Origin of the sequence: Microcystis aeruginosa LEGE 91341 (assembly GCF_015206885.1) — a bacterium.
Lineage (GTDB): Bacteria > Cyanobacteriota > Cyanobacteriia > Cyanobacteriales > Microcystaceae > Microcystis > Microcystis aeruginosa_H.
Genome location: NZ_JADEXY010000137.1, coordinates 1 through 11,101 on the forward strand (window position 1 = coordinate 1; position 11,101 = coordinate 11,101).

Annotated in this window: 11 protein-coding genes and 2 pseudogenes; 7 read left to right on the top strand and 6 right to left on the bottom strand. The window is 44.7% G+C overall.

All coding sequences use genetic code 11. The features are described 5' to 3' along the window. Positions 1–80: 80 nt before the first annotated feature. Both psb27 and IQ234_RS17230 read right to left on the bottom strand, forming a co-directional pair. Positions 81–482 (bottom strand): photosystem II protein Psb27, encoded by a 402-nt coding sequence (gene psb27, locus IQ234_RS17225; protein ID WP_104396655.1) that lies wholly within the window; start codon positions 480–482, stop codon positions 81–83. A 501-nt stretch (positions 483–983) separates the two neighbouring features. Continuing rightward, a complete protein-coding gene (locus IQ234_RS17230) occupies positions 984–2,348 on the bottom strand; it encodes an ATP-binding protein (protein ID WP_193957979.1) in 1,365 nt (454 codons plus the stop codon). A 45-nt stretch (positions 2,349–2,393) separates the two neighbouring features. On the opposite strand from IQ234_RS17230, the gene IQ234_RS17235 reads away from it, so the two are divergent. Together IQ234_RS17235 and IQ234_RS17240 are read left to right on the top strand one after the other, a co-directional pair. Further along, complete coding sequence (locus tag IQ234_RS17235; RefSeq protein ID WP_002758477.1) at positions 2,394–3,086, top strand: response regulator transcription factor; 693 nt, start codon at positions 2,394–2,396, stop codon at positions 3,084–3,086. Between the two features lie 171 nt (positions 3,087–3,257). Further along, entirely contained in the window at positions 3,258–3,560 is a 303-nt protein-coding gene (locus tag IQ234_RS17240) for a hypothetical protein (protein WP_193957980.1), read from the top strand. Here the strand turns inward: IQ234_RS17240 and IQ234_RS21335 are convergent. Then, the gene (locus tag IQ234_RS21335) at positions 3,557–3,724 is read right to left on the bottom strand and encodes a hypothetical protein (RefSeq protein ID WP_322743467.1); all 168 of its coding nucleotides are present in this window, start codon (positions 3,722–3,724) and stop codon (positions 3,557–3,559) included. The genes IQ234_RS17240 and IQ234_RS21335 overlap by 4 nt on opposite strands. 116 nt (positions 3,725–3,840) lie before the next feature. On the opposite strand from IQ234_RS21335, the gene IQ234_RS17250 reads away from it, so the two are divergent. After that, complete coding sequence (locus IQ234_RS17250) at positions 3,841–4,404, top strand: Uma2 family endonuclease (protein ID WP_193957981.1); 564 nt, start codon at positions 3,841–3,843, stop codon at positions 4,402–4,404. Between the two features lie 286 nt (positions 4,405–4,690). On the opposite strand, the gene IQ234_RS17255 is transcribed toward IQ234_RS17250, so the two are convergent. Further along, positions 4,691–5,350, bottom strand: coding sequence for an SDR family oxidoreductase (locus IQ234_RS17255; RefSeq protein WP_002740403.1), 660 nt, complete (start codon positions 5,348–5,350; stop codon positions 4,691–4,693). A 124-nt stretch (positions 5,351–5,474) separates the two neighbouring features. Here IQ234_RS17255 and IQ234_RS17260 point away from each other — a divergent pair, with 124 nt between their 5' ends. The 3 genes from IQ234_RS17260 (at position 5,475) to IQ234_RS17270 (ending at position 9,301) form a co-directional block, all read left to right on the top strand. Then, the gene (locus IQ234_RS17260; protein ID WP_193957982.1) at positions 5,475–6,179 is read left to right on the top strand and encodes a DUF1997 domain-containing protein; all 705 of its coding nucleotides are present in this window, start codon (positions 5,475–5,477) and stop codon (positions 6,177–6,179) included. Positions 6,180–6,331: 152 nt separating this feature from the next. Next, positions 6,332–8,125, top strand: coding sequence for a translational GTPase TypA (typA, locus tag IQ234_RS17265; protein WP_193957983.1), 1,794 nt, complete (start codon positions 6,332–6,334; stop codon positions 8,123–8,125). Between the two features lie 204 nt (positions 8,126–8,329). Then, entirely contained in the window at positions 8,330–9,301 is a 972-nt protein-coding gene (locus IQ234_RS17270; protein ID WP_193957985.1) for a ribose-phosphate pyrophosphokinase, read from the top strand. A 53-nt stretch (positions 9,302–9,354) separates the two neighbouring features. On the opposite strand, the gene lepB is transcribed toward IQ234_RS17270, so the two are convergent. Continuing rightward, positions 9,355–9,957, bottom strand: coding sequence for a signal peptidase I (lepB, locus tag IQ234_RS17275; protein WP_193957984.1), 603 nt, complete (start codon positions 9,955–9,957; stop codon positions 9,355–9,357). Positions 9,958–10,421: 464 nt separating this feature from the next. Here lepB and IQ234_RS17280 point away from each other — a divergent pair. Continuing rightward, positions 10,422–10,973 (top strand): annotated as a pseudogene (locus IQ234_RS17280) (calcium-binding protein); the annotation flags it as partial. Between the two features lie 19 nt (positions 10,974–10,992). Here the strand turns inward: IQ234_RS17280 and IQ234_RS17285 are convergent. Further along, a pseudogene (locus IQ234_RS17285) lies at positions 10,993–11,101 on the bottom strand (IS5/IS1182 family transposase); the annotation flags it as partial.

The following is an 11,101-nucleotide window of genomic DNA, read 5'->3' on the forward strand; positions in this document are numbered from 1 at the left end:
CCCACACCCTGCTCCCTTCCTCCCCCCACACCCCAATTCATAATTCATAATTCATAATTCTCCCAACCCCTAATCTGTATCTAAATTCCTTTCTGGAGAGAGAATTGCACCTGTTTAAATTCTTGTTTTAAACGTTGTTTGAGTTTGTCGGGGATGGGACGGGAACCGTAGGCGGTATAATAACCAGCTAGAGAGTTTAAGGCTGTTTGCATAGTAGTGAAAGAACGCAAACCCCCGGATTTTTTATCTCGCCGGTAGAGGGAGATGTAATCGTTGATTTGTTCCTTTGCTTGCGACTCAACTGCCGCTTTATTCGGGTCATCTTTGACCACATCAAGGGCTGTGGTTAAAGTTTCAATCACCGTCAGGGTATCCTGTCCGTAATTGCCCGTTAACCCCGAACTACTGGAACAACCCATCAATCCGATGACAAGGACGAGAACCAAAGCTAATAAGCGAGAAATGTAAGGTTTTAGAGACATATTTTCAACACCATAAGTTAATCCCAAGTCACCTTATCCTATCAGGAAACCGTGACCAGTTCCCCATGGGAGTCAACCGGCTGCAAAAATCAAGGGTCAACCGGGGGGTAAATAGCCAAAATATAGGCTTTTTTGACGGGGAAAGCCCTATTTTTGTCTAAAAGTTGCGATGCCATCAACCCGGAGTGAGTTGATTCTGGACTAATTCGGGCCGCGATCAGGCACTGGTGGCGGTTTCAGGGTCGATCGAGATTGGACCTTGTGATCGATTTATCTAGAAGATAAGTAGGTAGGTGTTAAAAGTTGTCAGACACCCCCCTTATCAAGGGGAGCAGGGGGGATCGGCACCCCCCTTATCAAGGGGGGATTAAGGGGGGATCAGAGGCAAAATCTATCTTCAATTTAATTATAACTACTTACTTAAAAATTCTTCTTTGCTTTCGTCCTGTTTCGGAAGAAAGAAAGTTACATTTTGTAATCTTTAGACCGCTCAAGCTGAAACTAAGGAGAAATCGGCAGTTTGACGGTAAAGCTTGTTCCCTTATCCACTTGGCTATCTAGGGCGATTTCGCCACGGTGGAGTTCGACGCATTTTTTAACCACTGCTAACCCCAATCCCGTGCCGATAATATTTTCCACATTCTGACCCCGATAAAAGGGTTCATAGATCTTACCTCTATCTTCCTCGGCAATGCCGATCCCTTGATCCCGGACTTGAAAAACAATGCGATCGCTATCTTTCCACAAAATCAAACTAATCCCTGCTCCTGTGGGGGAATATTTAATCGCATTTAAGAGTAAATTACTTAAAATCGAGTAGAGCAGTTTCTCATCTAGATAGGGACGAATCATCAATCCCTGACTGACAAATTTAATCGGTGCATTATTTTTATTGATAAATTGAAAATCCTCGACTAAATTTAAACAAAAAGCTTCAATATCGAGCGGCTCTAGTTGACAACTGAGATTGCCAGATTCTGCCCTAGTTAAAATCAAAATATCTGTTAAGAATTGATTCATTAGCTTGACAGAAGACTGGATTCTATATAGGTTTTTTCTGATCGACTGATCTGCATCTTTTAAACCATTTTCTAATAACTGCGAGGCGGAAAGAATCACGGTTAAAGGGGTTCGGAACTCATGGGATATCATGGAAAAAAGCTGAATTTTTAGATCAGAAATTTCTTTTTCTTGTAGTAATAATTGGTGAACTTTCTCACTTTTTTGTCGCCGTTTCTCTTGCCAAAAAACTAAAAAATAAACTCCGCAAATAATCCCAAAGCTAGTAAAAGTTCCCAGTAAACCCAACAGAGAATTTTCGCGGATACTATCCCTAGAACTAGCGATACTACTTCTTAAATTCCTTTTCTGACTAGCTTGTAAATAGGTAAGAAGATTTTGAAACTTATCCCGGATATCGAAACTTTTAACCGTGATTGCATCTTGAAAAAGATCATCGGATTGATCGGATTTATAGGTGGCGATCGATTGATTAAATAGAGCAATTCGCCGATACATTAAATCCCCGATCTGAGTCACCATTTCCCGCTCGAAATCTGTGCCGTTTTCTAATTGTTTAGCCAGGAGTTGCCAGTTAGATTGCATCAAAGCGATCGCCCGACGATGACGGCCCAATTCACTGGGGCTGCCAGTTTTGATATAACCCCGTCTTCCCGATTCGGCCACCGCCATGTTAGCGTAAAGATTACTGAGATTATCGATAATCTCGTAGGTAACTTCCACCTCGGCAGCGCGCTGACGCAGAGCGAGGGTATTGCGATAGGAAACTAGGCTAATAGTTCCCATCAGTAAGACAGTTAGCCCGAAACCTCCCGCGATCCATTTTCCTTGTTTGAGCCAATTCATCAGGAGTTAACCGACGCTATTTCCAGCTTACTCTATGTCTAGACCATGCGAATTTTAGTAGTAGAAGATGATATGCAACTAGCCGAGATTTTGCGAGAGGCCTTGAGCGAGCGACAATACGTTGTTGATGTGGCTAGAGACGGAGAAGAAGGCTGGAATTGGCTAGAATTAGGCAAATATGATCTTTTAGTTCTCGATGTCACCCTGCCAAAATTGAGCGGAACTTTGCTCTGTCAACGTCTGCGACGAGCGGAATCCCATCATCCCGTCTCTGCTAATGCCACCGTTCCCGTCCTATTATTAACCGCAAGGGATACGGTAATCGATAAAATCGACGGATTAGACGCAGGGGCCGATGATTATGTCACTAAACCCTTCGATTTGGGCGAATTAATGGCGCGGATTCGGGCTTTGATCCGACGCGGTAGCAGTACCAGCAGTGTTTTATTATCTTGGGGGGGGTTGCAGTTAAATCCCAGTACCCACGAGGCCAGTTATAACGGTCAACTTCTTTCCCTCACCCCCAAGGAATTCGCTCTCTTAGAATTACTTGTTACCCATGGGCGCCGGGTCTTAAGTCGATCGGGTATTATTGAGCGAGTTTGGTCTTTGGACGATTCTCCGGCCGAGGAAACCGTTACTTCCCATATTCGCGGTCTTCGTCACAAGCTAAAATCCCTGGGCGCACCGGAAGACTTTATTGAAACCGTTCACGGTCTTGGTTATCGTTTGAAGTAATATCTGCCTTTAGATAGTGGACAAAATCATTTCTGCACGAAATCTGCACCAAGTTTGCAGAGGGTTTCCATAATCACCCGTTAAATTAGAAAGTTAGACAGGTGCGGGACTTCTAAGACAATCAGAGCGGTCAAACCTGTGACTTTCCTCTCCTAAAAGGGGCTGCTTGAAATGATTTACACGCGATTTGACTATCACGGTTGGCAGATTGAATTGAGCGCAGAAATGCAGGGTTATTCTTTTCAATGTTGGCGAGTGGATGGCAGGGAAGGAATTAGCAATCGCCTAGTTTATGCCACCTGCGAACAAGCTTTAGCGGCTGCCCGACACCGGGCGGATATAGAGTCCGCTTGTCTTGCCCTACTGCGATTTCTCAATGATATCGGCGGCCGGAATTATTATCTCACCCGCGATGATCGCGATGCTCTTAGCCGGTCAATTTTAGAATATGCCCGTGTGGGTGGTGTTTCCTAATTTCTTCCCGGGAAGTTTTCCCCTGATTGAGAATGATTCTCCCTCCGATTTATGTATTTTCCGGTCACTTTCGGTAATAGAATCGTGACGGTGGTTCCATTACTGGGGATAATAGCAATTTCGATCGAGCCTCCGTGTAGTTCCACGCATTTCTGCGCTACCACCAAACCCAACCCTGTCCCGGCGATGTGACGGACATTTTTATATAACTGTATTGATCTTCTCTGCTTGGAGAAATTGCGATAAAATTAACGATCATAACGATCAATAAAAAAATTTTATGGTTGTAACTGTTAATAATTCCCTGACACTAAGGGAATTTCTGCAATTACCAGAAACTAAACCCGCCAAGGAATTTATTGATGGTCAAATTATTCCTAAACCCATGCCCCAAGGTAAACATAGCACCATTCAAGGTGATTTAGTTCCAGCTATTAACGCTAGTCTAAAACCCCAACGAATTGCCCGTGCCTATCCTGAATTGCGTTGTACTTTTGGCAGTCGTTCTCTAGTTCCTGATGTTTCAGTTTTTCTCTGGGAAAATATTCCCCGCGATGGCGAGGGAAAAGTATTAAATAATTTTGTGATCGCTCCTGACTGGTTGATTGAAATTCTCTCTCCCGATCAAAATCAGACTAAAGTTGTTAAAAATATTCTTTATTGTCTAGATCATGGCACTCAAATGGGTTGGTTAATCGACCCTGAAGAAGAAATTATCTTTGTTTATTTTAGTGATCGAACTATCGCTATTTTTGAATCGGAAAATGCTCTTTTACCCGTCCCCGCTTTTGCTACGAATTTTCAAATCACCCTCGGTCAATTATTTGACTGGTTAAGAGGTTAAGTAGGGTTTGCTGAAAAAGTTTGTTGGTGCGGTTAGGAGTCAGGAGTCAGGAGTCAGGAGTCAGTAAGAATTGCGGCAATTTATAGCGCTTTTCACGTTAGTGAGGTATCGACAAGTTTTGTAAACAAAGGGTTTAAGTTCCTTGCCCATACCTCATTCTGATGAAAACTGCTATACATTTCTTAAGATAGACGACAGAATTTATGTCCGACTACTTATAAGTTTTTAGTTTCCAGATTTGAGTTATCAGTTCACTGATTACTGATCACTGATTACTGATTACTGTTTAGCCGACACTTTGAAACAATTGAGTCCAATCGAGATTAGGAGCATCTGAGGGAGCAACAATTTCGAGAATTTTATTGTTAGCGGCGGGATAAAATAGGGATTCTACGCAAACCGAGGCCACTTTTGTGCGGGGAATATTGCCCTCAGATAAGGTATCGGCAGATGACATTTTAATGGCATTAAGATTATCCTCGTTTTTAAGGCCTCCGGGGCGCACAATCGTGTAGGTTAGTCCACTATTGATTAAATAGTCTTCCGCTTGTTTTTTCCAGAATAAAATTAACCAAAAGAGATTGAGGGGGTGGAAAAAGTTCGATACACAGAGGGAAGTAACCAAAACAAAATGCTCGATTCCTTTCTTTTTAGCGGCATCGATGAGATTTTTAGTTCCCAAGTAGTCCACTAACAAAGGTTCCGTGGGATTAAAACTCGGTCTGGCTCCCGTGGCGCATAGCAAAACGCTACAATCAGCGATTAGTGCCTCTAACTTATCGGCCTGTTGCACATCTCCGACGACGATTTCCACCCCTGCGGGCAAAATTTCCGCCGCTTTCTCTGGGTTTCTCACCAAAGCACGCACGGGAATCTGACGTTCGACTAATTGGGCAACGATTCGCCGTCCCGTTTCCCCTGTGGCTCCTGCTACAAATGCTTTCATCGCTTCTTGACCAAATAGTTTTTAACAATACGTTACACTAATCTCAATTCTACAAATTTCCCCGATCCTTTGGCGGTTAATCCCCAAATTTTTCTAACACTATCATTTGCCAGGTTTATAAGTCATGCAGTGTCCCCCCATTAACTCCCTAGCTCGCGAATCTGTAGAAGTCAAAGAAGACAATCAATTTCTCGGTTTTCAAACCCATTTTGCTGGATCTATGGATATGTATAGCAATCAGGACAAGGTTGCCGATTATCTCCGCGCTCACGAAGGTTGGTTTTGTCGTTGTGCCGAACCGATGAAAACTCTGCCCTTCGGTGACAATGGTTATATTATCACCATCGGTAAATATGGAGCTTTTGGCTATGAACTGGAGCCGAAAATCGCCGTGGTTCTGGAGCTGCCCGTCAATGGAGTCTATCATACTCGCAGTGTCCCCATTCCCGATCAACCGTTTTTGGGCTATCTAGTGGATTATCAGGCAATTATGAAACTAGAGGAAATGCCCCTATCTTCTCCTAGTCAGGAAATTGAGGCAATTTTTCGGCAACAGGGACGGGATATTCCGGCGGTTATCACCCAAGTCACCTGGGAACTGCGTATGGATGTTATGGTTAAGTTTCCCAAGTTTATTCATAAAATTCCCCGTCCCATTCTCCAAAAAACCGGTGATAAACTGTTGACACAAATTGTTCGCCAAGTTTCCCCCCGCTTAACCTACAAAGTTCAAGAGGATTTTCACTCTAGCTTTAATTTACCCCTACCCCCTGCCTCCAGTCGTCTTTTCTGTCGTCTCGACTCCTGCGAGGGGGGGTTGCTTGCCTAGGGTTTAGGGAGTCTGTCAACAGTAAGCAGTAGAGCTTGCTGATGGGAAATCAAGGAAAAATAAAGATTTGCTAACGGTGCTGGTCAGTCTAAGCTAGAATTATTAAGAAATGTTTACCCGTAAAAATAAACCTAAGACTACTTCAATATTTTATGTCTCTGCCTATTCGTAACGTTGCTATCATTGCTCACGTTGACCACGGGAAAACCACCCTCGTCGATGCACTCCTCAAACAGTCGGGAATCTTTCGAGAAGGGGAAGATGTACCCACCTGCGTCATGGATTCCAATGACCTCGAAAGAGAACGCGGTATCACCATTCTGGCCAAAAACACCGCCGTTCGTTACCAAGACACCCTGATTAACATCGTCGATACTCCCGGTCACGCCGACTTTGGTGGCGAAGTGGAACGGGTTTTAGGTATGGTGGACGGTTGTATCCTGATTGTCGATGCTAACGAGGGGCCGATGCCCCAAACCCGTTTTGTGCTGAAAAAAGCCCTAGAAAAGGGATTAAGACCGATTGTCGTGGTTAATAAAATCGATCGCCCTAACGTGGATCCTAACCTAGCCGTGGACAAAGTTTTCGATCTGTTTGTGGAACTGGGCGCCGATGACGACCAATGTGATTTTACTACTCTGTTCGCTTCCGGGATGCAAGGATTCGCCAAAGAAGGCCTCGAAGACGAAGACAAAGATATGCAGCCCCTGTTTGAGGCGATTTTACACCACGTTCCACCACCGGCCGGGGACGTTAACAAACCCCTACAGTTGCAAGTAACCACCCTCGATTACTCGGAATACTTAGGACGCATCGTTATCGGCCGCATCCATAACGGCGTAATTAAAGCCGGTCAACAGGCCGCTTTAGTAAAGGATACGGGCGCAATTGTCAAGGGGAAAATAACAAAACTTCTTGGTTTTGAAGGCCTCAAACGGGTGGAACTAAACGAGTCCAGTGCCGGTAATATCGTCGCTGTGGCTGGTTTTGCCGACGCTAACATCGGGGAAACGGTAACTTTAGCCGATGACCCGCAAGCTTTACCCCTAATTAAAGTCGATGAACCGACCCTACAAATGACCTTCTCGGTTAACGATTCTCCCTTTGCTGGTCAGGAAGGCACTTTTGTCACCTCGCGGCAAATTCGCGATCGTCTGATGCGAGAATTAGAAACTAACGTCGCTCTGCGGGTGGAAGAAAGTGATTCTGCCGAGAAATTCCTGGTTTCGGGACGGGGAGAACTGCATTTAGGCATTCTCATCGAAACCATGCGTCGGGAAGGCTACGAATTCCAAGTATCCCAGCCGCAGGTTATCTATCGGGAAATAAACGGTCAACCCTGCGAACCCTACGAATACCTCGTTTTAGATGTACCCGAAGAAGCGGTGGGTTCCAGTATCGAACGTCTCGGCCAACGGAAAGGGGAAATGCAGGATATGCAGACGGGCAGCAATGGCCGTACTCAATTGGAATTCGTGATTCCGGCCCGGGGTTTAATCGGTTTCCGAGGGGAATTTATCCGTCTGAGTCGCGGTGAGGGGATTATGAACCATAGTTTTCTCGAATATCGTCCTTTCTCCGGGGAATTAGCCACCCGTTACAATGGCGTGATTACTGCCTTTGAGGAAGGAGTCGCCACTTTCTACGCTCTCAAAAACGCCGAGGACCGGGGGGTATTCTTTATTACTCCGGGGACAAAAGTGTATAAAAACATGATTATCGGCGAAAGTAACCGGCCCCAAGACGTGGAGATCAATATCTGCAAAACTAAACAGTTAACTAACCATCGTTCCGCCACCGGGGATGAATTGGTTCAGTTACAATCCCCCGTGGATATGAGTCTCGAACGCGCCCTCGAATACATTGGACCAGATGAGTTGGTAGAAATTACCCCGAAATCGATCCGTCTGCGTAAATTACCGGTGAAAAAGTTAGCCAAACGTTAATCGGTTTTGACAAAATCCGGCGGCAATTTTGCCATGGCCGTTGCTGCTAAAAGGGGCAGCAACGGCTCGAAAATGATCGGTAATTGGTTATGATTGAGATCTAACAAAGAAATCCACTCAGATTTTCAACAAAACTGAGATGATAGAAAAAAGTGCCTTGAGTTTGAGGGTAAAGAATCTGCTGTGAGCTATTCTGCTACTTTGATGCGACATCCGATGTTTCCCGCCGCGTCGGACAGCAATCGTCTGCGTCTCTTTTCGGGATCCGCTAATGTATCTCTTGCCCAAGAGGTGGCCCGTTATCTGGGTATGGATGTGGGCCCGATGATTCGTAAACGTTTCGCCGATGGTGAATTGTACATCCAGATTCAGGAATCGATCCGCGGCTGTGATGTCTATTTAATTCAACCCTGTTGCAATCCCGTCAACGATCATTTGATGGAATTGTTGATCATGATTGATGCCTGTCGTCGTGCTTCTGCCCGACAAATTACCGCCGTAATTCCCTATTATGGTTATGCTCGCGCCGATCGCAAAACCGCCGGCCGGGAATCGATCGCCGCTAAACTGGTGGCTAATCTGATCACGGAAGCGGGGGCAAGTCGCGTGTTGGCGATGGATTTGCATTCGGCCCAAATTCAAGGTTATTTCGATATTCCCTTCGATCACGTCTATGGTTCCCCAGTGGTGGTGGACTATCTTCTCAGTAAACAATTACCCGATATCGTCGTGGTTTCTCCCGATGTGGGTGGGGTGGCTAGGGCGCGGGCTTTTGCCAAAAAACTCAATGATGCACCCCTAGCAATTATTGATAAACGCCGGCAAACCCATAATGTGGCGGAAGTGATGAACTTGATCGGCGATGTTAAGGATAAAACGGCGGTTTTAGTCGATGATATGATCGATACGGCTGGTACGATCGCCGAAGGGGCGCGGTTACTGAAAGCCAAGGGGGCGCGACAGGTTTATGCTTGTGCCACCCATCCGGTTTTTTCTGGTCCTGCGATCGAGCGTTTATCCAGTGGCATAGTCGAGGAAGTGATCGTTACTAACACGATTCCCGTCCCGCAAGAACATTTTTTCCCGCAACTGAAAGTCTTGCCGGTTGCCCCGATTCTGGGTGAGGCAATATGGCGCATCCATGAGGACAATTCCGTGAGTAATATGTTCAAATAGATGCTCGAATCCCCCTAGTTTTAGGGGGAATTTTTATATTTATTTTCTTGACATTAATTCTGATTTGTGGCAGCGTCGGGGTTATCAAATCCTCCCAGACGATTGAAGGGCCAAAAACGCACCACGGCGCGACCGATTAAGTTTTCCCGAGGAACGAAGCCCCAAGCGTGGGAATCATAACTATTATTGCGATTATCGCCTAAAACCAGATATTGATCGGGGGGAACTGTCACCGGTCCGAAAGTATAATTAGGTTGTTCGGCGATATAGTTTTCCGCTAACACTTTACCGTTGACATAAACTAGACCGTTTTTGACTTCCACCTTATCCCCCGGCAGTCCAATCACCCGTTTAATAAAAGCATCCTGAAAATTTTGAGCTTTTAGAGCGGCTGTCGGACTAAAAACCACGATATCACCCCGTTCTGGCTTATGAAAATGATAGCTAACTTTCTCGATAATTAGGCGATCGTTAATCTGGAGAGTGGGTTCCATGGAAGAAGAGGGAATATAACGGGCCTCGGCCACAAAAGTGCGGATGCCAAAGGCCAAAATTCCAGCCGTGACAATGGTTTTAACTGCTTCTAGCCAAGGATTTTCTTGGGGGACGGGAGGGGGAGAAGGTTTTTCGGATTTATGGTTCAAGCTTTCAGCCATAGAATTTTAACTTTTGAGAAGGATTAAGCTAATGCGCTCTTTAATTTTCTAGTTTAGTGATAGTAGCAGCGTATATAATATTTTAAGACAATTTTCCCAACCAGATCACTGTTAATTTGTCAAGGCCGCATTCTGCTGCCGGAAGGGGAATTTCCTCGTGGGGTAGAAAACGGTAAGATTAGTCTATCAAAAAGAAGAGTTTTTCGCCGCTATTAAAGGCAAAGCTGGATATTTCGATGATTAGACTGCTATCTCTCTTAAAAGTCGCTTCTACATCACTACTCAGATTTATTCTTGCACAAATTCCCGAATGATCGATTGGAAACTTGGATATTAATTTATAGCAAAAAATGGGTTATTTAGGACGCTTTCAATTTTCAAACTCTTATCGGTCAAGGGTTTCAGCGATTGATTGTCCTAACCACCCCGATCTTTGCTATAGCAAAACGACTTGACTCAGATATATGTTTGCACAAATTCCCGAACGATCAATGCACTATCTGCGATGGGTTGTAACCATCGCTTGGTTAATTCTGATATTTTCTCTGTTTTTTGACCCTATTTCGGCAAAATTAACCGATTCTAATAATCTTTCTAGTCCCCTGAGAGTTGCTCACGATGTGTGCATTAAAGTGCAGGGGGTTTGCCTACCCCAATCCTCCTATCAGTTAGGTGCGCCGATTTTTTGGGGAATAGTGGTTCCTAGTGGTGTTTTTATCTTATTAGTATTCGGTCACGAACTCTGGCGGCGTATCTGTCCTTTATCCTTTCTTTCTCAAATACCGCGTGCTTTGGGTAAACAGCGTCAGAAAAAACAGACCGATAAATCGGGGAAAGTCCGCTCTGAAATCTATAAAGTGCCGAAAAACTCTTGGTTAGCTCGGAATTATCTCTATCTACAATTAAGTCTGTTATTTTTGGGTTTATGCGGACGGATTCTTTTTTATAATTCCGATCGCTTAGTCTTGGGTAGCTTTTTAATCTTTACTATTCTAGCGGCGATCTTTGTGGGTTACTAGACCTCCTGCAAAAGTCTTATTCAGCTACTTGATGATAGCCTAAAGCAAGTTCATAGTTGTAAATGCCAGCGATTAAATTAAATCTCAGACCAAAACGCCGTCTCCGATTCCTATATCTTGATGAT

Excerpts from the sequence above, each read along its gene's own strand:
- IQ234_RS17235 (WP_002758477.1), top strand. The coding sequence starts at position 2,394 with ATGCGAATTTTAGTAGTAGAAGATGATATGCAACTAGCCGAGATTTTG.
- IQ234_RS17240 (WP_193957980.1), top strand. The coding sequence starts at position 3,258 with ATGATTTACACGCGATTTGACTATCACGGTTGGCAGATTGAATTGAGC.
- typA (WP_193957983.1), top strand. The coding sequence starts at position 6,332 with ATGTCTCTGCCTATTCGTAACGTTGCTATCATTGCTCACGTTGACCAC.
- IQ234_RS17270 (WP_193957985.1), top strand. The coding sequence starts at position 8,330 with ATGCGACATCCGATGTTTCCCGCCGCGTCGGACAGCAATCGTCTGCGT.
- IQ234_RS17250 (WP_193957981.1), top strand. The coding sequence starts at position 3,841 with ATGGTTGTAACTGTTAATAATTCCCTGACACTAAGGGAATTTCTGCAA.
- psb27 (WP_104396655.1), bottom strand. The coding sequence starts at position 482 with ATGTCTCTAAAACCTTACATTTCTCGCTTATTAGCTTTGGTTCTCGTC.
- IQ234_RS17230 (WP_193957979.1), bottom strand. The coding sequence starts at position 2,348 with ATGAATTGGCTCAAACAAGGAAAATGGATCGCGGGAGGTTTCGGGCTA.
- IQ234_RS17255 (WP_002740403.1), bottom strand. The coding sequence starts at position 5,350 with ATGAAAGCATTTGTAGCAGGAGCCACAGGGGAAACGGGACGGCGAATC.
- IQ234_RS17260 (WP_193957982.1), top strand. The coding sequence starts at position 5,475 with ATGCAGTGTCCCCCCATTAACTCCCTAGCTCGCGAATCTGTAGAAGTC.
- lepB (WP_193957984.1), bottom strand. The coding sequence starts at position 9,957 with ATGGCTGAAAGCTTGAACCATAAATCCGAAAAACCTTCTCCCCCTCCC.